This window comes from Nocardiopsis coralliicola (assembly GCF_054779695.1).
The window spans coordinates 42,328-64,317 of record NZ_BAAGXT010000035.1 but is presented as its reverse complement, the minus strand read 5'-3'; the positions used below and the strand labels follow the sequence as shown (position 1 = coordinate 64,317).

The 21,990-nt window shown below is 74.3% G+C and carries 16 protein-coding genes; 12 read left to right on the top strand and 4 right to left on the bottom strand.

What is annotated here, in order from left to right; all coding sequences use genetic code 11:
• The first annotated feature begins 976 nt into the window (after positions 1–976).
• The 3 genes from rplM (at position 977) to glmM (ending at position 3,608) form a co-directional block, all read left to right on the top strand.
• A complete protein-coding gene (gene rplM / locus ACYVGT_RS20830) occupies positions 977–1,426 on the top strand; it encodes a 50S ribosomal protein L13 (protein WP_460861052.1) in 450 nt (149 codons plus the stop codon).
• A 36-nt stretch (positions 1,427–1,462) separates the two neighbouring features.
• Complete coding sequence (rpsI, locus tag ACYVGT_RS20825; protein WP_460861048.1) at positions 1,463–1,969, top strand: 30S ribosomal protein S9; 507 nt, start codon at positions 1,463–1,465, stop codon at positions 1,967–1,969.
• A gap of 307 nt (positions 1,970–2,276) precedes the next feature.
• Entirely contained in the window at positions 2,277–3,608 is a 1,332-nt protein-coding gene (glmM, locus tag ACYVGT_RS20820) for a phosphoglucosamine mutase (RefSeq protein ID WP_460861045.1), read from the top strand.
• An 818-nt stretch (positions 3,609–4,426) separates the two neighbouring features.
• Here the strand turns inward: glmM and ACYVGT_RS20815 are convergent.
• The gene (locus tag ACYVGT_RS20815; RefSeq protein WP_460861044.1) at positions 4,427–5,992 is read right to left on the bottom strand and encodes a M1 family metallopeptidase; all 1,566 of its coding nucleotides are present in this window, start codon (positions 5,990–5,992) and stop codon (positions 4,427–4,429) included.
• Positions 5,993–6,155: 163 nt separating this feature from the next.
• Entirely contained in the window at positions 6,156–8,009 is a 1,854-nt protein-coding gene (glmS, locus tag ACYVGT_RS20810; RefSeq protein WP_460861042.1) for a glutamine--fructose-6-phosphate transaminase (isomerizing), read from the bottom strand.
• A 350-nt stretch (positions 8,010–8,359) separates the two neighbouring features.
• On the opposite strand from glmS, the gene coaA reads away from it, so the two are divergent.
• The 3 genes from coaA (at position 8,360) to ACYVGT_RS20795 (ending at position 11,205) form a co-directional block, all read left to right on the top strand.
• Positions 8,360–9,265, top strand: coding sequence for a type I pantothenate kinase (gene coaA, locus ACYVGT_RS20805; RefSeq protein WP_460861068.1), 906 nt, complete (start codon positions 8,360–8,362; stop codon positions 9,263–9,265).
• A gap of 288 nt (positions 9,266–9,553) precedes the next feature.
• Positions 9,554–10,018, top strand: coding sequence for a hypothetical protein (locus ACYVGT_RS20800; RefSeq protein ID WP_460861039.1), 465 nt, complete (start codon positions 9,554–9,556; stop codon positions 10,016–10,018).
• 11 nt (positions 10,019–10,029) lie between these two features.
• The gene (locus ACYVGT_RS20795) at positions 10,030–11,205 is read left to right on the top strand and encodes a glutathionylspermidine synthase family protein (RefSeq protein ID WP_460861036.1); all 1,176 of its coding nucleotides are present in this window, start codon (positions 10,030–10,032) and stop codon (positions 11,203–11,205) included.
• 24 nt (positions 11,206–11,229) lie between these two features.
• Here the strand turns inward: ACYVGT_RS20795 and ACYVGT_RS20790 are convergent, their stop codons facing one another.
• On the bottom strand, positions 11,230–11,751 hold the full coding sequence (locus ACYVGT_RS20790; protein ID WP_460861034.1) for a DUF4913 domain-containing protein: 522 nt from the start codon (positions 11,749–11,751) through the stop codon (positions 11,230–11,232).
• Between the two features lie 297 nt (positions 11,752–12,048).
• On the opposite strand from ACYVGT_RS20790, the gene ACYVGT_RS20785 reads away from it, so the two are divergent.
• Positions 12,049–12,684 carry a Uma2 family endonuclease gene (locus tag ACYVGT_RS20785; RefSeq protein WP_460861032.1) on the top strand — a complete coding sequence of 212 codons (636 nt, stop codon included), beginning with the start codon at positions 12,049–12,051 and terminating at the stop codon, positions 12,682–12,684.
• Positions 12,685–12,752: 68 nt separating this feature from the next.
• Positions 12,753–14,207 (top strand): NAD(P)H-hydrate dehydratase, encoded by a 1,455-nt coding sequence (locus tag ACYVGT_RS20780; protein WP_460861030.1) that lies wholly within the window; start codon positions 12,753–12,755, stop codon positions 14,205–14,207.
• 1,982 nt (positions 14,208–16,189) lie between these two features.
• Here ACYVGT_RS20780 and ACYVGT_RS20775 read toward each other — a convergent pair.
• Complete coding sequence (locus tag ACYVGT_RS20775) at positions 16,190–16,720, bottom strand: NUDIX hydrolase (protein ID WP_460861027.1); 531 nt, start codon at positions 16,718–16,720, stop codon at positions 16,190–16,192.
• Between the two features lie 189 nt (positions 16,721–16,909).
• On the opposite strand from ACYVGT_RS20775, the gene ACYVGT_RS20770 reads away from it, so the two are divergent.
• The 4 genes from ACYVGT_RS20770 (at position 16,910) to tsaB (ending at position 21,989) form a co-directional block, all read left to right on the top strand.
• On the top strand, positions 16,910–19,141 hold the full coding sequence (locus ACYVGT_RS20770; protein ID WP_460861025.1) for a PrsW family intramembrane metalloprotease: 2,232 nt from the start codon (positions 16,910–16,912) through the stop codon (positions 19,139–19,141).
• Between the two features lie 309 nt (positions 19,142–19,450).
• Positions 19,451–20,569 carry an alanine racemase gene (alr, locus tag ACYVGT_RS20765; protein ID WP_460861023.1) on the top strand — a complete coding sequence of 373 codons (1,119 nt, stop codon included), beginning with the start codon at positions 19,451–19,453 and terminating at the stop codon, positions 20,567–20,569.
• 219 nt (positions 20,570–20,788) lie between these two features.
• The gene (tsaE, locus tag ACYVGT_RS20760) at positions 20,789–21,259 is read left to right on the top strand and encodes a tRNA (adenosine(37)-N6)-threonylcarbamoyltransferase complex ATPase subunit type 1 TsaE (protein ID WP_460861021.1); all 471 of its coding nucleotides are present in this window, start codon (positions 20,789–20,791) and stop codon (positions 21,257–21,259) included.
• Positions 21,260–21,302: 43 nt separating this feature from the next.
• Complete coding sequence (gene tsaB, locus ACYVGT_RS20755; protein ID WP_460861019.1) at positions 21,303–21,989, top strand: tRNA (adenosine(37)-N6)-threonylcarbamoyltransferase complex dimerization subunit type 1 TsaB; 687 nt, start codon at positions 21,303–21,305, stop codon at positions 21,987–21,989.
• Position 21,990 lies beyond the last annotated feature (1 nt).

Here is a 21,990-nt window from a genome sequence, read left to right as displayed (position 1 = left end):
GCTGCGGGCCGCGCGGCGGCGCCGGTGCACCGCCGGGAGCCCCCGGACCGGCCTGCGGGCCGCCCGGCGGGTGGCCGGGGCCGGGAGCAGGACGCGGACCGGTGCCCTGGCCGCCGGGCGGCGGCAGCGCCGGCCGGGGAGCCCCGCCAGTGGGGATACCGCCGAGCGGGCCCTGCGGTGCGGGACCGGGCTGCGCGGGGGCGGGGCCCTGCGGCCGCGGGTCGGAGGCCGGGGGCGGGCCGAGGAGGTCGCCGGGCTCGGAGTCCTGGCCCGGAGCGCCCTCGGGGCGCCCTGCACTGGGATCGTTCGGATGCGGTGTGATGGGACTACTCCGTTGGCTGTCCTGAGGCGCGGGGGGCGCACGGGTGCGGGCGCCGGGGGCGGTGACGCGGCGGGCGCCTCGGTGCGTCGGAGCGCGAGAACGACGCGCTATGCTCTCGACGCACTCTAGCGTCCGATTCGCGGCGATGCGGAGACGGTATGACGGTCATCTCCCTCTTCTCCGGACACCGGTCCTGACATCCCGATTGCGGACCTGCGCGGAATCGGATTGCGGAGCGCCGTATCCCGGCCAGCACGGGCCTTCCCGGAGCATGCCGCTCCGCCGGGCCTGCCAGCGGCCCGTGCGGCCCCTCCCTCGGGTGGCGCGAGCGCCGCGGAACGGGTCCGAACCACTCGCGGGACAAGGCATAATGGGAACGGAGTAGACAGGAATCGCCGTGCTCCGCCGGGCGGGCTCACCTGGGGTGGGCCGTTTTGACCTGCGGTGTCCTGCGGCGATATGCTACCCCGTCGTTGTGCGTTGAGTTGCCGTGGGCTCCCTTGCATTCATATGTGGGCGCCGATCACGCATCACCCAGGCGCACTCAAGACCGGGGAACCCGCCAAGGCGGCCGCCCCGGGCAAGGAATACGAGTCCTCTGCCCCTCCCGAAGCGGAGGGTGGACCACGCCGACTGAGACGAAGGCTAACGATCGTGCGCACATACAGCCCCAAGCCCAGCGATGTCCAGCGTCAGTGGCACGTCATCGACGCCAGCGATGTCGTGCTCGGCCGGCTGGCCAGCCACGTCGCCACGCTGCTCCGAGGCAAGCACAAGACCTACTACGCCCCGCACATCGACACGGGTGACTTCGTGATCATCGTGAACGCCGAGAAGGTCGCGCTCACCGGTCGCAAGCGGGAGCAGAAGCGGGCCTACCGGCACTCCGGCTACCCCGGCGGCCTCCGGTCCGTGTCCTACAGCGAGCTGCTGGAGAAGCACCCCGAGCGCGCCATCGAGAAGGCCGTCAAGGGCATGCTCCCCAAGGGCTCTCTCGGCCGCCAGATGGGCAAGAAGCTGAAGGTCTACGCCGGGTCGGAGCACCCGCACCAGGCGCAGCAGCCGGTGCCGTTCGAAATCACCAAGATCGACCAGCCCGCCTAGGCGTTCGCGAGAGCTACAGGAAGTACGAGGAGAACCGTGGTCGAGCCCACCGGCATCGAAGACGTGCAGGAGTTCGACGGGAGCGAGGAGTTCCCGGCGGAGTACACCACCGAGTCCGCTGCGGAGGCCGGTGCGGCCTACGTCCCCACCGCCTCTGGCCCCGGCGCCGGCACCGGCCGGCGCAAGAAGGCCGTCGCCCGCGTGCGGATCACCCCCGGCGCCGGTGAGTGGAAGGTCAACGGCAAGCCGCTGTCGGACTACTTCCCGGACAAGGTCCACCAGCAGGAGATCAAGGAGCCGCTGGTCGCCCTCGGCTTCGAGGACGCCTACGACGTCTTCGCCCGCCTGCACGGCGGCGGCCCCTCCGGCCAGGCCGGTGCGCTGCGGCACGGCATCGCCCGCGCCCTCGCCGGGCTGGACCCGGAGAACAACCGCCCGACCCTGAAGAAGGCCGGCTTCCTCACCCGCGACGACCGCGAGGTCGAGCGGAAGAAGGCCGGTCTCAAGAAGGCCCGCAAGGCCCCGCAGTTCTCCAAGCGCTGACGCGCTCGGCGGACGCCGGCCCGTTCGGTGCACGCTTCGGCCCGCCGGCCCCGTTCCACGGGGTCCGTGCGGGCCGCAGCTGTATCCGGGGTCTGCGCGCACTGGCGCGCTGCGGGTGCCGAGCCTGGGAGACTGCTCCCGGCCGGCGCCGCGGCACCGCTCCGTGTACCGCCGGCGGCCCGGTGCCGCGCCGAGGTGCCTCCGGCACCATCCCCGCGCGCCGGGAGCCGGCAGCCGCGCTCCGGTGAGCGCCGGCTCCGCCGCCCACCTCTCCCTGATCCGCTTCCAACGAAGGGGCGAATGCCACGTGGCTCGGTTGTTCGGTACCGACGGGGTCCGGGGGGTCGCCGGACGCGACCTCACCGCCCGCCTCGCTCTGGACCTGTCCATCGCCGCCGCCCGGGTACTGGGCCCGGCCGGTTCGCGGCCGCGGGCGGTCGTCGGCCGCGACCCGCGCGCCTCCGGCGAGTTCCTTGAGGCCGCCGTGGTGGCCGGGCTCGCCGCGGCCGGTGTCGACGTCGTCCGGCTGGGCGTACTGCCCACGCCCGCCGTCGCGCACCTCACCGCCGAGCTGGACGCCGACTTCGGGGTGATGCTCTCCGCCAGCCACAACCCGGCGCCGGACAACGGCGTGAAGATCTTCGGCCGCGGCGGCCGCAAGCTGCCCGACGAGGTCGAGGACCGGATCGAGGCGGCCCTGTCCGAGCCGGCCGAGGGTGCTGCCGGCGCCGACGTCGGCCGCGTCACCGAGGCCGCCGACGGCGCTGAGCGCTACGTCGCCCACGTGCTGGCGTCGCTGCCGCACCGGCTCGACGGACTCACCGTCGTCGTCGACTGCGCGCACGGTGCCGCGAGCGCAGTCGCCCCGGAGGCGCTGCGCCGGGCCGGAGCCGAGGTCATCACGATCGGCGATGCGCCGGACGGGCTCAACATCAACGACGGCTGCGGCTCCACCCATCTGGAGGCACTCCAGGAGGCCGTGGTCAAGAACGGCGCCGACGCCGGCATCGCGCACGACGGCGACGCCGACCGCTGCCTCGCCGTGGCCGCCGACGGCTCGGTCGTCGACGGCGACCAGATCCTCGCGGTGCTCGCGACCGAGATGCACGAGGCCGGCCGGCTCGCCGACGGCACGCTCGTCGTCACCGTGATGAGCAACCTCGGCCTGAAGCTCGCCATGGCCGACGCCGGCATCCGCGTGGTGGAGACGCCGGTCGGCGACCGCTACGTGCTGGAGGCCATGCACGAGGGCGGCTTCTCGCTCGGCGGCGAGCAGTCCGGCCACGTCGTGCTGCTCGACCACGCCACCACCGGCGACGGGCTGCTGACCGGGCTGCGGCTGATGTCCGCCGTCGCCCGCCGGGGACTGGCACTCTCCGAGCTGGCGAAGGTGATGACGCGGCTGCCGCAGGTCCTGGTGAACGTGCGCGGCGTCGACAAGTCCCGCGCCGACAGCGACGCCCGCGTCGCCGCCGCCGTCGCGGTGGCTGAGGCCGAGCTCGGCGAGTCCGGCCGTGTCCTGCTCCGCCCCAGCGGCACCGAGCCGATGGTCCGCGTCATGGTCGAGGCCGCCGAAGAGGAGCGCGCCCGCGCCATCGCCGACCGCCTCGCCGAGGTCGTCCGCGCCGAGCTGTCCTAGCGCCCGCGGGTCCCCGGGCCCATGGCGCCCGATTCGCGCGTTCCCGCCGGTCCGCCTCAGCTCCCGGAAGAAGGAGCGGGGCGGACCGGCCGTGCCGGGGTCGGGTGGCGACGCCGGTGACCAGCCCGCAGGGCCCGGTGCCACGCGGGCCGGCCGCGACGGCGGGCGCCGCTGAGGGGCCGCGCCCCGGCCGGGGCGGCTGAAGTGGGGGGACGCCTGCTCCGGCAGCTGCAGTCCCGGGCGAGCGGCGCCTGCGGGGCCTGGACAGCCTGGCCCGCGCCGTCGGAGCCGTCCGATGGACCCCGCCCGAGCACTGTCCGGGGCGTTTCTGCCCCGCGAACCCGTGACGGGCGGCCTGCTGCCCGGCGAAGTCAGCTGCCGCGCACTGCCGCCCGCAGGGCCTCAGCGCCTCGTGCAGCGCGCAGGGCGGGCCGGCACTGGCGGTCGGAACTCCGGGCGGCGGCTCGTCCCGGAGCCGGCCGGTTTCCCGGCAGGCCGGGGAGCCGCCTCCGCGGCGGCCTGGCCGTGTCCGCGCCGCCGGTCCGTGCGCAGCGGAACAGCGGAGCGCCCGCGGTCTGCGGCGCAGACGGAGACCACCGGGTACGGCCGCGGGACCGCCTGGCTGCTCCGCGGCCGGCGTGCCCGCGCTGAGCGGGCGGAGCCACTCGCAGAAGCCGCGCGGGCTCCCGGGTACCCGGCGGTGAGCCGTGCCGGGAAGCAGGGGCCGGCCGTCTCCCGGGCCCGGGCGCCCCGACGGCACGGCGCCCCCGCACCCAGGGTGCGGGGGCGCCGCTGTGCTCGGCCGGGGCGGGAGCGGTTCAGTGGGAGTGCCCGGGGCGGCCGCCGTGTCCGTCCTCGGCGCGGACCTCCCGGTTGTGCTCCAGGAGGGGCCAGGACTCGGGCGGAGCGGCGGCCGAGGTGTGCTCCCGGGCGCCCGGCGCGGCCGCGGGGCGCTCGGGGGAGTACAGCCAGGTGGTGAAGAGCTCGCTCAGGTCGCGGCCGGCCGTCTGCTCTGCGAGGTCCTGGAACTCCTGCACCGACCCGTTGCCGTAGGCGCGCTCGGCCAGCCAGGTGCGGCGCAGGCGGTCGAAGTCGGCGTCGCCGAGTTCGGTGCGCAGCGCGTGCACCGCCAGCGCGCCGCGGTTGTACACCGCGGTGTGCAGGACGTCCTCGGCTCCCGGGTCGCCGGGCGGCACCGTCCAGAACGCGTCGTCGGCCGGATAGCCGGCGTAGGTCTGCTCCGCGATCTCCTGCGCGGTGCCCTCGCCGGTGTGCTCCGACCATTCCCATTCGGCGTAGGTCGCGAAGCCCTCGTTGAGCCAGATGTCGTTCCAGCCCGCCACCGACACCGAGTCGCCCCACCACTGGTGGGCCAGTTCGTGCACCACCACGTAGGGGTTGGGCGTGCCCTTGTCGAAGAACGCCGGGCTGTACACCGGGCGGGACTGTGTCTCCAGTGCGAAGCCGAGCCCGGTCTCCGGGCTCTCCACCACGCCGCCCAGCGCATTGAACGGGTAAGGGCCGTACCGCTGCTCCAGGAACTCCACCACCTCCGTGCTGCGCTCGATGGAGGCGCGGGCGTCGGCCTCGATCGGGCCGAGGTCGGTCGCGTAGGCGTCGAGGAGTGGCCGGCCCGCCGCCGTGCCGGACGGTACCGACCCCGTCTCCACCGCGAAGTCGCCGGCGACGAACGTCGCCAGGTAGGTCGCCGCGGGACGGTCCTGGCGCCAGGTGGTGACGGTCTTCCCACCCCGGTCGGTGCGGCTGGTGCGGACCCCGGTGGCGATCGCCTCGGTGCCTTCCGGGACGGCGATGCGCACGTCGTAGGTGGCCTTGTCGGACGGGTGGTCGTTGCTCGGGAACCACCACCACGCCGACTCCGGCTGGCCGAGCGCCAGCGCGGCGCCGGGGCGCGCATACCAGCCGCTACCCGCGTCCTGTCCGCCCCACTGCACGTCGGCCGGGACGTCGGCGTAGTCCACCTCGATCCGGACGCGGTCGCCGGACTCCGGGGCCTGCTGCGGCACCACCTCCAGCTTGTGCCGGTCGGGGTGCAGGGTGAAGCCGGCCGGCTCGCCGTCCACCCGCACCGCGTCCACCTGCAGCAGGAAGTCGAGCGTGAACGACGGCAGGTCCTCTTCTGCCGTCGCGCTGATCTCGGCGGTCCCGGTGAGCTTCCCGGAGCCGGGAGCGAAGTCGAGGTCCAGGTCGTAGTGCGCGACGTCGTAGCCGGCATTGCCGTAGTCGGGGAAGTAGGGGTCGCCGGCGCCCCCGGGAGCAGTGCCGGCGGCGGCCGGCTGCGCCGGCCAGCCGGCGGCCAGGGCGAGGGGCGACGCGAGGGCCAGCGCCAGCGGCGCTGCCACCCGTGAGCGGATCCGGCGCATCGGCGGCGTCCTCCTTGCGAAAAGCGGCGTGCGGTCGCCGACCATGATCGGCGACCGCACGCCGCGGGCCCCGGCGGCGCGCCGCCGGGGCCCGGAGGAGGAGCCGGTGCGCTGCACCGGGATGGAGCGCGGCCGGTGCGGCAGTACCGCACCGGACGCGGCGCTACTCGACGGTGACGCTCTTGGCGAGGTTGCGCGGCTGGTCCACGTCGTTCCCCTTGGCCAGCGCCAGCTCGCACGCGAAGACCTGCATCGGCACACTGGCCACGATCGGCTGCAGCAGCGTCGGCACCGCGGGGATCTCGATGAGCTCGTCGGCGTAGGGCCGCACCGAGGTGTCGCCCTCCTCGGCGATCACGATCGTGCGGGCGCCGCGGGCCCGGATCTCCTGGATGTTGCTGACGATCTTGTCGTGCAGCACGCTGCGGCCCTCCGGCGAGGGCACCACGACGACTACCGGCAGGCCGTCCTCGATCAGCGCGATCGGGCCGTGCTTCAGCTCGCCGGCCGCGAACGCCTCGGCGTGCATGTAGGCGAGCTCCTTGAGCTTGAGCGCGCCCTCCAGCGCCACCGGGTAGCCCACGTGGCGGCCGAGGAACAGCACCGTGCGCTTGTCGCTCAGCGCCCGTGCCAGGTCGCGTACCGGCTCGACGGTGGCCAGTACCCGCTCCACCTGCTCGGGCATGTTCGCGAGCTGCTGGATGACGGTGTTGATCTCGTCGCCGAACTTCAGGTTGCGCACCTGCGCCAGGTAGAGGCCCACCAGGTAGCAGGCGACCAGCTGGGTGAGGAACGTCTTGGTCGCGGCGACGCCGACCTCGGGTCCGGCGTGGGTGTAGAGCACTCCGTCGGACTCGCGGGGGATCGTGGAGCCGTTCACGTTGCAGATCGCCAGGACCCGGGCGCGCTGCTCCCGGGCGTAGCGGACCGCCATCAGGGTGTCCATGCTCTCGCCGGACTGGGAGATGGCGATGACCAGCGTCTGCCGGTTGAGGATCGGGTCGCGGTAGCGGAACTCGCTGGCGACCTCCACCTCGCACGGGACGCGGCACCAGTGCTCGATGGAGTACTTCGCGATGAGGCCCGCGTGGTAGGAGGTGCCGCACGCGATGATGACGATCTTCTCGATGTCGCGCAGCTCCGAGGGGGCCAGCCGCATCTCGTCCAGGTGCAGCGTTCCGTCGGCGGCGACCCGGCCCAGCAGGGTGTCGGCGACCGCGCGCGGCTGCTCGACGATCTCCTTGAGCATGAAGTAGTCGTAGCCGCCCTTCTCGGCGGCCGAGGCGTCCCAGTCGACGTGGTACTCGCGGACGTCGGCGGGGTTGCCGTCGTAGTCGGTGACGGTCACCGAGTCCCGGCGCAGCTCCACGACCTGGTCCTGGCCGAGCTCGACCGCGTCGCGGGTATGCGCGATGAACGCGGACACGTCGCTGGCGAGGAAGTTCTCGCCGTCGCCGCGGCCGACCACCAGCGGCGAGTTGCGGCGCGCAGCCACCACCACGTCGGGGGCGCCGGCCTGCACGGCGACGAGGGTGAAGGCGCCCTCCAGCCGGCGGCACACCGACCGCATCGCCGACGCCAGGTCCTCGTCGCCGCGGTCCTTCAGCTCCTCGCTGAGCAGGTGCGCGGCGACCTCGGTGTCGGTCTCGGAGGAGAACTTGCAGCCGCGCTCCTCCAGTTCGGCGCGGAGCTGGGCGAAGTTCTCGATGATGCCGTTGTGGATGACGGCGACGCGGTCCGCGTTGTCGACGTGCGGGTGCGCGTTGAGGTCGTTCGGTGCGCCGTGGGTGGCCCACCGGGTGTGGCCGATGCCGATGCCGTCGGCTTCAGCCGGTGCCGCCTCCAGCGCCGCGCGCAGGTTGGCGAGCTTGCCCGCGCGCTTCTCGGTGCGCAGCCGCCCGTCGGCGACCACGGCGATACCCGCGGAGTCGTACCCGCGGTACTCCAGCCTTGCCAAGCCGTCCACGACGACTTCGAGCGCCGGTTGCGGCCCGACGTAGCCAACGATTCCGCACATGGCCGCCAGCGTAGTTCAGCGGGGGCGGTGCTGAAGCCCACCGTGGCATATACCATTCGCCGTTTTCGCAGGTAACGGTATAGACCACTGGGGGTCCCCCGGGGTTGAGTCCCAGGTGGGGAGGGGTGCCGCCGGCCCTTCGCGGAGCCGGCTGGGCCGCGCCGATTCCGTGGCCGGTTCCGGGCGCGCCGCCCGGAACCGCCGCAGATGTCCCCGGCGGTGTGCGGCCGCTGCGCGCTGCGGCGCGCCGCGCGCCCCGCACGGGGGCCGGTGGCGGGCCGGGAGATCCTTCTGCCCTAAAGTGGGCAGACGTGTCACACGCGACGAAGAACGGCTTTTCATCGCCGTACGTGGAGCTGGACCGTGCGGCGTGGGCCGCGCTGCGTGCGGCGACCCCGCTCTCGCTGACCGAAGCCGAACTCGACATGCTGCGGGGGATCTCCGATCCCACGTCGCTGGATGACGTCCGCGACATCTACCTGCCGCTGTCCCGGCTGCTCAACCTCTACGTGAAGGCCACCCGCCAGCGGCACTCCGCCGTGCGCGCCTTCCTCGGCGAGAACGACCGCCCGGCGCCGTTCGTCATCGGCGTGGCCGGCAGCGTGGCCGTCGGAAAGTCGACCACCGCGCGCCTGCTGCGCGCCCTGCTCGCCCAGTGGCCGGACCACCCCGACGTCGAGCTGGTGAGCACCGACAACTTCCTCTACCCCAACCGGATGCTGCAGGAGCGCGGCATCATGAACCGGAAGGGGTTCCCGGAGAGCTACGACCGCCGCGCGCTGGTCCGGTTCGTGTCGGAGATGAAAGCCGGCGCGGCAGTCATGGACCTGCCCATCTACTCCCACCTGGAGTACGACATCGTGCCCGGCGAGGTGCAGACGGTGCACCGGCCCGACATCCTCATCGTCGAGGGCATCAACGTGCTCCAGCCGCCGATCGCCGGCCACCTCGCGGTCGCCGACTTCTTCGACTTCTCGCTCTACGTCGACGCGCGCGTCGAGCACATCCGGCAGTGGTACCTCGACCGCTTCATGGAGCTGCGGCGCACGGCCTTCTCCGACCCGCGCTCCTACTTCCACTCGATCGCCACCACCGTCCCCGAGGAGCAGGCGCGGGAGTTCGCGATGAACACCTGGCGCAGCATCAACGAGGTCAACCTGGTGGAGAACATCCAGCCGACCCGGGCACGCGCCACGCTGGTCCTGCACAAGGGGCACGACCACCGGGTGCGCCGGGTGCGCCTGCGCAAGACCTGACGCCCGCGCCCCAGCGGAAGGGGCCGATCGGCCCGGTGCGCCGCGCCGGGAAGCCGCGCCGGCCCGCGCCCTCCGCGCCCCGCCTCCCTGCTCCCCCGCGCCCCGGGAACCCGCCCCGGCCTCCGGAGGCCCCGTTGCGGCGGCCGCTTCCGGCCGACCTGCGGCGGACTGGAACAGAGCGGGTGCAGGCTGCGTCCCACGGCACAGAGACGCGGACCCGGCGGTCCGGTGCTGCCCTGCGGCACGCAACGCCGCAGGGGGTCCGCCGGACGATGGGGAGGGTGCTGCATGGGAGGGACCGCAGACATGGCCGGTGACACCTCCGCGCGCGGGAGCGGTGACACCGGGCCGGACCGCAGCGCGGCGGAGGAGCGCCGCCCGTTCCGGACCACCGGCCGGATGAGTTCGCGGACCGTGGTCGCCGGCGCGATCGGAGCGCTGTCGCTGGCCGTCGCCGCCGGCTGCTCACCGGACACGGTCACCGCGCGCTGCGTCGACGACGACCGGCGCAGCGACGGCTCCTACCGGGTGGTCGACGACGACCGGTGCGACGACGACGGGCGGTCCACCGGCAGCGGCGGGGGCGGAACCTCGCACGGCGGCGGCTACTTCCTCTACTACGGCGGAAGCGCGTCGGGCGGGTCGGTGAGCGGCGGCACCACCACGCGCCCCTCGGACGCCCGCATCGTCACCGACGGCGGCAAGGTCATCCAGCGCGGCGGCATGGGCGGCCGCGGCGGCAGCGGCAGCTGAGGGGCGGACCGGTGATCAGGAGCAGCGGCAATGCGGTGCGGCCCGGCTGGCCGGACATCGTCGAGGAGCAGGGCCTGGGCTTCCACGTGTCCGTGCACCCCGAGCACCTCACCCGGCCCTACTGGGACGAGTCGGTGCACTACGCCTTCACGATGGACGAGGTCCTGCGGCTGGAGGCCGACGTCGAGGAACTGCACCGCATGTGCCTCGCCGCGGTCGAGCACGTCGTCACCCGCGAGCGCTACGCCGACTTCGGCATCCCGCCGTGGGTGGCGCCGTTCGTGCGCGAGTCCTGGAAGCGCGCCGACCCCTACCTGTACGGCCGCTTCGACCTGCACTACGACGGGACCGGGCCGGCGCGGCTGCTGGAGTACAACGCCGACACCCCGACCGCGCTCGTCGAGGCGGCCGTGGCCCAGTGGCACTGGATGCAGGACGTCCACCCCGGCCTCGACCAGTGGAACTCGCTGCACGAGCGGCTGGTGGACCGCTGGGCCGAGATCGCCGGCCGGCTGCCGGCCGGGCGCCGCGGCCGGGTGCACTTCGCCTGGACCAATGCCGACGAGTCCGGCGAGGAGGCGCTCACCACCGCCTACATCCAGGAGACCGCGGTCCAGGCCGGGCTGGCGACGCGCGAAGTGGCGCTGGAGGACATCGGCTGGGACCGCAGCCGGCAGGCCTTCGCCGACCTGCAGGGCGACGCGATCGCCGCGGCGTTCAAGCTCTACCCCTGGGAGTGGCTGGTCGACGACGCGTTCGGCCCGCTCGTGCTGCAGAACCTGGACCGGCTGCCGTGGATCGAGCCGGCCTGGAAGATGGTCCTCTCCAACAAGGCGGTCCTCGCCGTGCTGTGGGAGCTCTACCCCGGCCACCCCAACCTGCTGCCCGCCTACCTGAACGACCCGGGCCCGCTCAGCTCCTACATCGCCAAGCCGCTGCTCGGCCGGGAAGGGGCGAGCATGCGCATCGTCACGCCGGCGGGCGAGCTGGAGAGCCGACCGGGCGACTACGGCGCCGAGGGCATGCTCTACCAGGAGTTCGTCCCGCTGCCGTCATTCGACGGCCAGCACCCCGTCCTCGGCACCTGGGTGGTCGGCGACGGTGCGGCAGGCCTCGGCATCCGCGAGACGTCCGGCTACATCACCGACGACACGTCGTCCTTCGTCCCGCACGTGATCCGCGGCTGAGCGCCGGCGGGGGCGGGGGAGCGGTCAGCCGGCCCGTCCGACCGGGTCCTGGGCGGCGCGGGCCGGCATCCGCTCGGCGTGCCCGGCGCCGCCGCGGCAGCGGGCGAACGGCCCCGCCGCGGAGACGAGCCGGTCCAGCAGCGGGTCGAGGTGCTCGGTGTGCCAGCGGGCCGGCCCGGACGGCCCGGCCGCCGCGGTGTCGCACAGCTCGGCGTATGCGAGCCGCAGCGCGTGCAGCCGGCCGACCGCCTCGTGGTGCTCCCACCAGGCGGGGCACCAGTCGGCGCCGTCGCCGGCGTAGGTCGGCACCAGGAAGCCGTCCACCCAGGAGATGAGCGCCGCGAGCTCGGTGCGGTAGTCCTCGCGGGACATGTTGAAGATGAAGCGCGGCGCCGCCGGGTCCGGCTGCGGGTCGGGCGCCGGTTCGTTCAGCTGCGTCTGCAGCCGGATGACGTCGGCGCCCAGCTTGTGCATGGCGTTCTGCAGCTGCGCCACCCGCTCGATGAGGGCGTCGTCGGGCGCGATGCGCTCGTCAGTGGAGGTCATGCCGAAGGTCCCGTGCTGATCGTGCCGGAGCGTCCCCCTCCGCCCGCCGGAGGGTGCCCTCGCCAGTAAACCAGGGCCCCGCCCCGCTCCGGTCCGCGCGGGGTTTCCCGCCGGGTGCACGGGAAACTGCGACAATGAAGGGACTTTCCCTGCACCAGGAGGACCGGCGTGGCTACTCTGGGCGACGATCGCGACTCGACAGCCGGAGGAGACGACGTGAGCCCTCCTGCGACCACGTCTCGGGACACGCGGCGCCCCCTTTCGCCGGCGCAGTCCGTCCGTCCGACACCGCCCGACATGGCGGACCTGGCAGAAGCAGAGGCAGGACTGGCAGCGGAAGCAGGAGAGGACGGTGCCGAGAGCGGCGCCGGATTCGACTGGCCCATCCCTCCCGAGGACGGCTGGGAAGCTGACGACCTCGACCGGATCCCGGATCTCCCCCCGCACACCGAGCTCATCGACGGGAGCCTGGTCTTCGTGAGTCCGCAGCGCAGCTTCCACACGCTAATGCTGTATCTCCTCGAACATGCATTGCGGATGGCGGTTCCCGAGCACTTGCTCGTTCGCCGGGAGATGAGCCTGCTGATCGCGCGCGACCAGCGCCCTGAACCCGACATCCTCATCCTGCGTGCGGAAGCGGTCGAGGGCCGCAACCAGACGTCATTCCCGCCGGACGCCGTCGTCCTCGCCGTCGAGGTCGTCTCGCCCGACTCCCGGACCCGCGACCGGGAGCGCAAGCCCGAGATCTACGCGACGGCCGGTATCCCGCACTTCTGGCGGATCGAGGACGAGAAGGACGGGCCGACCGTCTACGCCTACAAGCGCGATCCGGCCACCGGCCGCTACGAGGCCAACGGGGTCCACCGCGGAACGCTGAAGGCGGACGCACCCGTCGAGGTCGACGTCGACCTGTCGGCCATCGACCGGATGTGACACTGCAGCACCCCCACCTCGTGCGCGGCGGCGTGGACAGGGGCGGGCGGCTCCCGTAGAAACGGGCCATGCGAACCGCCCACGCCGTCGCCGACGTCCGCAGCGCCGAAGCCGAGCTGATGGCCCGCGTCCCCGACGGGGCGCTGATGCAGCGGGCCGCGGCAGGGCTGGCCGTTGCGTGCGCCCGCATCCTCGCGCGGGTCTACGGGGCGCGCGTGGTGGTCCTCGCCGGCAGCGGCGACAACGGGGGCGACGCGCTGTTCGCCGGCGCGCGGCTGGCGCGGCGGGGCGCCGCGGTCACCGCAGTTCCGGCGTCGTCCCGGCTGCACGAGCAGGCAGCGGCAGCCCTGCGCGCGGCCGGGGGCCGCATCATCGACCCGTCCGGTGCGCCGGACGCCGTGGCAGTCGCCGACCTCGTGATCGACGGGCTCACCGGCATCGGCGGCACCGGCGGACTGCGCGAGCCGCATGCCGCGCTGGCGGCGCTCGCCAACGCCGCCCCCGCGCCCGTCGTCGCGGTCGACATCCCCAGTGGCGTGGATGCCGACACCGGCGAGGTGCACGGCGCCGCCGTCACCGCCACCGCCACCATCTGCTTCGGCACCGGAAAGCCCGGCCTGTTCGTGGACCCGGGAGCCGCCCACGCGGGCGCGGTTCACCTCGTCGACATCGGCCTCGGCCCGGAGCTGCCGTCACCCCGGCTGGAATGCCCGACCGGCGCGGACGTCGCCGCACTGCTGCCGCGGCCGGCCCGCGAGGACAACAAGTACCGGCGCGGGGTGCTCGGCGTCGCGGCGGGCTCGGCGGCCTACCCGGGCGCGGCGGTGCTGGCCGTGGGCGGCGCGCTGCGCACCGGAGTCGGCATGGTCCGCCCGACCGGGTCCGAGGAGGTGCGCGCCCGCGTGCTCGACCACTGGCCCGAGGCGGTCGTCTCGGCGCCCGACCCCGGCCTTCGGGTGGCCGCCTGGGCGGTCGGCCCCGGCCGCGGCACGGACGCCGAGGCGGCGCGCGAGCTGGCGGAGCTGCTCGCGGTGGATGTGCCGGTCCTGGTCGACGCCGACGCGACGGCGCTGGTCGCCCGGGAACCGCGCCTGGTGCAGGACCGCGCGGCGCCCACCCTGCTCACCCCGCATGCGGGTGAGCTGGCGCGCCTGCTGCCCGGCGCGGAGCGGGCCGACATCGAGCGGCGCCGATTGGCCCAGGCCGAACGGGCCGCCGACGTCTACGGCTGCACGGTCCTCCTCAAGGGGTCCACCACCGTCGTCGCCGAGCCGGGCCGGCCGGCCGGCGCGGTGCTGACCGGCACCCCGCTGCTTGCCACGGCCGGCAGCGGCGACGTCCTCACCGGCGCCGCCGGCGCCCTCCTCTCCGCCGGCCTCCGCCCCCGCGAAGCCGCCCTCGCCGCTGCCCACCTCCACGGCCTCGCGGCCCGCACCGCCCACTCCGGGGCTCCCATCTCCGCCACCGACCTCCTCCCCGCCCTCCCCGCGGCCATCAAGTCGGTCCTAGAGGGCGAGGAGTAGAGGCGGGGCGGGGGCTGCAAAGGAGGGCTTCGTCGGCAGATCCTCCGCTCTGTCCCGCCGCTCTAGGCTGTTGCGCAACCAGAGCCACTGCTGGGCGCGGGGCAGCGAGGGCAGAGCTCGGCGGTACCTAAGGCGGGCGGCGGGCTGGTCGCGTGACGGAGACGTAAGGCTTCACAACAAGGGCGCCTTCGCCGGCAGACTGATCGGCTCTGTCCCGCCGCTTCGCGATCTGTGTGTGGCCAGAGTTCCTGCTGTTCGCGGGGTGGGGGCGGCTTCGACCGCGGGCTCCCGCATCCCTGCGGCCGGCTTGCCGGTGTTCAGTGCGTCGGACAGGCGTAAAAGCGGCAGCGACGGCGGAGCTGAGAGGGGGCCTGGCTGGTCGGCCGGGTGCCGGGGTGGTCGCGGGTGGGGGCTCACGGCATCCGCGCGAGGGCGGTTTTGTCGGCAGTCTTTGCGCTCTGTTCCGCTGCTTCGGGGCGGTGTGCGAAGAGTCGTGCGGCTGTTCATGGGGCCAGAACGGTAGGGACCGCAGGCTCCCGCTCCTCGGTAGTCGGCTGTCCGGTGTTCTTGGCGTCGGAACAGCGGAAAAGAGGAGGCGGCGGCAGAGCTCGGCGGCGCCTGTGGCGGGGGCGGTCGGGCGGCGGCTGGTCGCGGGTCGGCCGGATGGCGGGCGCATGCCAGGACAGCGGGCACCGCAACGGGGGCCCTGCAATCCCGCCCAAGCAAGCACCACTCTCCCCTGCGGGCCCTGCGCGGAGAGTCCGATTCCGCGCCACTCTGGCCTGCGCAGAACGCGTGGTTACGCAGTGTGGCGGTGTCTGATTCCCGCGCATCCGCCTTTTCCGCTGCCTGGTCGGTAAAAAGGAGCGATTCGTGGTCTCACGCTGTCCCGTTATGGGCGGTTTGAGGCGGGAGGGGTTTCATCGCCCCGCGAAGAGGAACGCGCCGCGCTTTTGAGCGTGGGCCCCCAAACCGGACACTCGGACTCCAGTGGTGATTGACGCCCGGTTTCGCCCTGAATGTCGCCACGCAGAGTGAAACCAGCCCTGGATACGGGCCGCGAAAGGATCGCGCCGCTCGATTCTGCGGGGATGGGGCGCTGAAAAGGTGGGTGTCGTGGCGGCGATGGGGTGTTACCGGCGGTTCGCGAACCACCCGCCCACGCCCGGCCCGCCGGCCGCCGACCCTCCAGCCCCTCTATTCACACCAGTCACTCCCGACCCGCACGCCCGCCCCGCGCCCGGTCGCTCACCCGCGGAGCCGCCTCCCCCTGGCGTTGCCGCCGCTTTCCGCTGGTCCGACGCACTGAACATCGGTCGGTCGGCTACAGAAGTGCGGGAGCCTGCGGCGTCGGCCGCCCTCGCAAACACGCCTGCCCCGCGGCCGGCCCGGCGCCCGGCCGCTGCCCCGAGCTTCCGGGCACCGCTGCCGTCGCGGCCGCTTGACCGACGCACCAAACATCGTTCGGCCGGCCGCAGCGGCGCGGGAGCCTGCGGTCTGGTCCGGCCCCGCCCCGACTACCAGCAGAATCACTGGTCTCACGCCGATTTTGAAGTGGCGGACAGAGCGGAAATCTGTCGGCGAAGCCGCCCTTGTTGTGATGCCTGAGCCCGCGATGCGACCTGCCCGACACCCGGCTGACCACCCGAGGCCCTGCCCTCTCGCCGTTGCCGCCGTTTGTCCGCTGGTCCGACGCACTGAACACCAGGAAGCCGGCGACCGAGAAGCGGGAGCCTGCGGTCGAAGCCGCCCCCCCTGCCCGCGAACAGCAGAAACACTGCCCGCGCACTGGCCTCGAAGCCGCGGCACAGACCAGGCAGGACCGCTGGCGAAGCCGCCCTAGCGGGTAGTGCTTGCGCCCCCGCCCTTGGCACCAGACCGCCGCCCGGCTCCATCCCAGAGGTGCCGACCGTCCTTGCCATGCCGTGAGCCCTTACGCCCGCGACCAGCGTCCCCTCTGACCACAGCGGTCGGGACAGTGCTCACCACTCTGCCGGCGAAGCCGGCGGCGCCGCCTGCTCTCCTTCCAGAGCGGCGAATGCCCGCTGGAGGAGGTCGGTGACGAACGGGTCGTCGGGGTTGTGGATCGCGGGGAGGTCGGCGGGGCTGAGCCAGCGGAAGGCGGTGTGCTTGCCGGGTTCGAGGGCGGGGGCGGTGAGGTCGCCGCGGACGCGGACGAGGTAGTCCACCTCGTGGCGTTCGGTGCCGCCGTCGGGGGTCCAGGAGAGCCGGTGGAGTTCGGCGTCGATCGACGCGAGGCGCCAGCCGGTCTCCTCGGCGATTTCGCGGGCGAGGGCGGACCGCACTGATTCGCCCGGTTCGACGTGGCCGCCCACGAGGTCCCAGCAGCCGGGGAAGACCTTCCGGTCCGGCGACCGGCGCTGCGCGAAGACCCGGCCGTCGGGCGCCGCCACCACCGCGCCCACCACCCAGAGCCGGCCGTCGCCGGTGTCGGGGAAGTCGATCCCGTCCGCGACGCGCACCCCGCCGGTACCGCCCTTCTCGCGTTCCATCACCCCTCCTCGCTCCGCGCCGCCGGCGTGTGCCCGGCGGCATCCTCCATCCTGCCCGCCGCGGCCGCACCGGGGCGTGCAGGTGCGGCCGGTGCGGAACAGGAGCGCTACCGTAGGCGACCCTCCTCCGGCATAATCGCCGCGGCGTGGTCAATCCCCCTTACCCCTCGAAAGCGCATAAGGGAGCCTATGGACGCCCAGCCGATGCTCACCCGGGACCTGGTGCTCCGCGTGTGCGCCAACTCCACGGAGTTCGACGAGGCGTGGATGGCGGCGGAGCGCAAGGCCGTCGTCCCCTTCCTGGCGCCCCGGGACACCACCCTGGTCGACGCCGCTGCAGCGGCGGCCGCCGCGGTCGGCGTCGACCGGGTGCTGATCTGCCGCACCCGCGCCGAGTTCGCCTATGAGCCGGTCACCGACGCGCCCGCCACCACCGCCGGCATCGTCGACGTCATCCGCGGCTGGGGCGACGACCCCACCGACGTGCTTATCGTCGTCGAAGACCTCTCGGCCGCCGTGCTCATCACCGCCGAAGAGCTCACCGTCGCCGCCGGCCCCGCCGACTTCGCCTCCGTCTTCACCGGATCCGACCTGCCCGGCGCGCGCGCCGAGTTCGGCGCCGAAGCCCGCCGCCGCCGCGACCCGGAACTCCTGCGCGCCGCCCAGCGGTACGGCTGCACCGCCCCCGGTGCCCGGCACGCCCGCACCACCCGCGGGCCCGGCCCGGACACCGCTGAACGGCTTGCCGAGCGCGCCCACCGCCTGCGTACCGGCTCTCCGCGAGCCGCCGCGGCGCTGCGGGCCGTGCGCGGCGGCGCCTGCTGGCTGCTGCTCGCGGCGTTCCTGGTCTCCCTGCTGTTCGTGCCCGACATCGGTGGTTCGGTTCCGGTGCTGCTGGGCACTGTGTGGCTGCTGACCCAGCTCGCGCTGTTCGCCCGCTCGCGCACCGTGGGGTTCGCGACGCTGCTCCGGGTCGCCGTCCTCGGCGCAGCACTGGCCTGGCCCCTGGCGTTCGCCGAGCAGACGCTGGCAGCACCGTTCGGCCGCGACGGGGACTGGATCGGACCGACCTACATCGCGGTTCCGGTTGAAGAGCTCGGCAAACTCCTTCCGCTGCTGCTCCTGTGGGTGTTCGCGCGGCGCCGCCTGCGCCGCAGCGGGGCGGTCGACCTGCTGCTGCTCGGCGCGGCATCCGGCGCCGGCTTCCAGGCCGCCGAGCAGGTCCTGCTCGCGACTGCCGGCGGGCCGTTCGCCGCGGTCGCCGACTACGGGCCGTTCACGCTCGTCCCGGGCGCCTCGGTCGCGGCGGCCGACGGCACCGTGTTCGCCGGGCACGCCGTGACCACGGGGCTCATCGCCGGCGCCGTCGGGTTCGCGCTGGTCGGCCGGCACGCCTACCGGCCCTGGGTCTGGCTCGGCGTGCCGCTCGCGGCGGGCCTGGCCTTCCTCGACCACCTGCACTACAACGCGGCGCTGCTCGGCCTGCCGATGGACCCGGTCAGCAGCACGATCGCGGTGCTGACCGGCAACGGCGCGCTCGCCCGCTGGCTCCTGCTCGGTCTGCTGGTCGCTGCCGTGCTGCTGGACCTGCGGCTGATGCGGCTCACCGGTGCCACGACGCCGCCGCTGCCCGGCGCCGCACCGCTGGCCGGCCTGCGCGCCGCCGCGTCCGGACGGGGTGTGCGGGCGCGGGTGCGCGTGCCGGGCGACATCGCCCCGTCGTTCCGCCGGATCGCACTGGCCTGGATCCGCCTGCCGCGCACACTGGCCGACGGCCTCTCCACGGTTCTGCACGAGTTCGCCGTGCAGCTGCGTGCGGCCCGCCGCGGCCCGTCCGGACTGTTCGACGCCTGGCGGTACCTGCGCGCGCGCCGGTCCGACGCGCTGGGTGCGGTGCGCGCGCCCGAAGGCCGGCCGTGGCGCCGCTACCCGCCGCCGGAGCGCCTCGACGCCGCGCGGCGAGCGCTGGAGCCCGGGGGAGCGGCGGCAGGTGCCGCGGTTATCGCCGCGGCGGCCTTCGCGGTGGTCCACCCCGCCGCGGTTCCCGCGCTCGGATCCGGTGCGGCCGCCGGAGCGGCGTACGTGCTGTCCGCGTTGCAGGCCGCGATGGAATGGTTCGACGGCCTTCCGGCCGACGGGCGCATCTGGGCGGCGGTCGCGGGCACGGCCGCTGCGGTGCTGCTCGCCTCGGGGTGGGCTGCGCCGGCCGACCCGCCCGCCATGGGCGTCCTGCTGCGCCGGCCCGGCCCCACCGGCCTGGCGCTGCTCGGCGCGGCTGCACCCGGCCAGCTGCCCTACTGGGCGGCCGCCCTCGTCGCCCGCGGCCTCGGCGCGGCCCTGCACAGCGCCCTCCGGCCCAGCCCGCCCGGCCCCTTCGCCCCGCCCGACCCCGCACCGGCCGACCGCCTCGACGGCGACTGACCCGCGACTGTCCCGCGACGCGGCCGCGCACGCCGGGCGGTCGCGGCCGTGCCGTGCCCGCTGCTGCGGCCGGCCGGCTGGTCAGCCGAACGGAAGCAGCCCGCTTGCCGTGGCGCGCTTCCCGCGGCCGGTTCGATCTGCGGCCCCCCGATGCCGGGACGGACGCGGCGATCGGCGGCGCACCGCGCAGGACGAGCGGGATTACTCCGCACCGCTGGGCCGCCACCAGCACCGGCGACGGTTGCGGTCGCGGCGCTGCTTCCGGCTGGCTCGGCGGCGGTACGGGGAGGGACGACCTAGACTTGCCCCATGCCACCGACCTTCGCCGAGGCCCGCGTCGACCTCGGTGTCCTCGCCGAGAACGCCGCCGAACTGACCCGGCGGGCGCAGGGTGCCGCCGTGATGGCGGTCGTCAAAGCCGACGGGTACGGCCACGGCGCTGTGCCGTCCGCCCGCGCGCTGCTCGCCGGCGGCGCGACCTGGCTCGGGACCGCGTTCGTCGAAGAGGCCCTTGAGCTGCGCGCGGCCGGGATCACCGCGCCCGCCGTCGCGTGGATCCTGCCGCCGGCCGCGCCGCTCGGCGAGGCGATCGCCGCCGATATCGACCTCGGCGTCAGCGCGCCCGAGGTCCTGCAGCGCGTGGCCGGCGCCGCCCGCAGCACCGGGAAGGCCGCGCGCGTGCACCTCAAGGCCGACACCGGGCTCAACCGCGGCGGCGTGACCGGCGAGGCGTGGCCCGCCGTCGTCGCCGCCGCGGCCGAAGCCGAAGCGGCCGGGCTGCTCCGCGTCACCGGCGTCTTCTCGCATTTCGCCTGCGCCGACGAACCCGGCCATCCGTCGATCGCCGCCCAGCAGCGCGTGTTCGCCGAGGCGCTGGAGGTCGCCGAGAAGGCCGGGCTGCGCCCCGAGGCCCGCCACATCGCGAACTCGGCGGCCACGTTCACCCTGCCGGACACGCACTACGACCTGGTGCGCCCCGGCATCGCCTCCTACGGCCTGCGCCCCATCCCCGGCATGGAGTTCGGCGGGCTCCGGCCCGCCATGACGCTCCGCTCAGAGATCGCGCTGGTCAAGAGTGTTCCGGCGGGCGCCGGCGTCTCCTACGGCCACCGCTACACCACCAGCGAAGCCACCCGGCTCGCGCTGGTCCCGCTCGGTTACGGCGACGGCGTCCCGCGCGCCGCCACCAACCGCGGTCCGGTGCACGCGGCCGGCCGCGTGCGCACCATCGCCGGCACCGTCTGCATGGACCAGTTCATGCTCGACGTCGGCGGCGACCCGGTCGAGGCCGGCGACACCGCCGTCCTGTTCGGCGGCGGTCCAGGAGAGCCGACCGCCGAAGACTGGGCCGAGATCCTGGACACCATTCCGTACGAGATCGTCACCCGCGTGGGCTCCCGGGTCCCGCGCACCTACACCCCCGCGTGACGCGCCCGAGGGGCGGGGCCCCGCCCCACCCCGCCGGTGTCTGCGGGGTGGGGGACGACCCCCACACCCCCGCAACCCGCGTGCGTCTGCCGTTGCGTCCGGCTGGCGGGGCCTCCGGACGGGCAGCGGGCCGGTGTTCCGGGCAGGAACGTCGCCCACATGGCACCGCGGTCGTGTTCCGCCGCTTAACCTGGGACGTACCTCCAACCGGGAAGAACGATGACAGCTGACGTGTCCACGGCCTTCGCGGCCGCCACCGACGCGGACATGCGGTCCCTCGGCGCACGCATCGCCGGCCTCCTCGGCCGCGGCGACCTGCTGCTGCTCAGCGGACCGCTCGGCGCCGGCAAGACCACTTTCACCCAGGGGCTCGCCGAAGGGCTCGGCGTGCGCGGCCCGATCACCTCGCCGACGTTCGTCATCGCCCGGATCCACCCGTCCCTGGACGGCGGGCCCGACCTGGTCCACGTCGACGCCTACCGGCTCGGCGGTGCCGCCGAACTCGACGACCTCGACCTCGACGCGACGCTGCCCGAAGCGGTCACCGTCGTGGAGTGGGGCGACGGCATCGCCGAAGAGCTCGCTGAGGACCGGCTGGAGATCGCGATCGAGCGGCGCGCGGACGATGTCCGCACCGTCCGCGTCACCGGCGTCGGCCCCCGCTGCGCCGAACTGCTGCACCAGCTCTGAGGCGGGCGCACCGCCGCGCCTTCCGGACCTTCGAGGAAAACCCGTGCTCCTGCTTGCCTTCGATACCGCGACCCCGGCGGTCACCGCCGCGGTCTGCTCCGCACCTGACGGGGCCGGCCCCGGTGCCGTGCAGGTCGCCGCCTCCGCGTCCTCGGTCGACGCGCGCCGCCACGGCGAACTGCTCGCCCCCGGCATCGCCGACGTGGTCGAGCGCGCCGGTGCCCGCCTCGCCGACCTCACGCACGTCGCCGTCGGCGTCGGCCCCGGCCCCTACACCGGGCTGCGGGTCGGTCTGGCCACCGGCCTCGCCCTCGCCGACGCGCTCGGAATCCCCTGCTACGGCGTTCCGACGCTGGACGCCGTCGCCTATGCCTCCGGGCGCACGGCGCCGTTCATCGCCGCAACGGACGCCCGCCGCAAGGAAGTCTTCTGGGCCCGCTACGACGACGCGGCCACCCGCACCGGCGCCATCGCCGTCGACAAGCCGGCTGACGTCGGCACCGGCGGCCTGCCCGTGATCGGCCACGGCGCCGGGATGTACGCCGAGGTGTTCGGTGCGGCCGCCGCGGACCCCGAGCCGCTCTACCCCGACGCCGCCGCGCTCGGCACGCTCGCGGCCCGCCGCCTGCTCGCCGGCGAGCCGCTCGACGAGCCCCGCCCGCTCTACCTGCGCCGGCCCGATGCGGTCGAGCCGTCGGCGCCGAAGAAGGTGCGGCAGTGGCACACCTGAG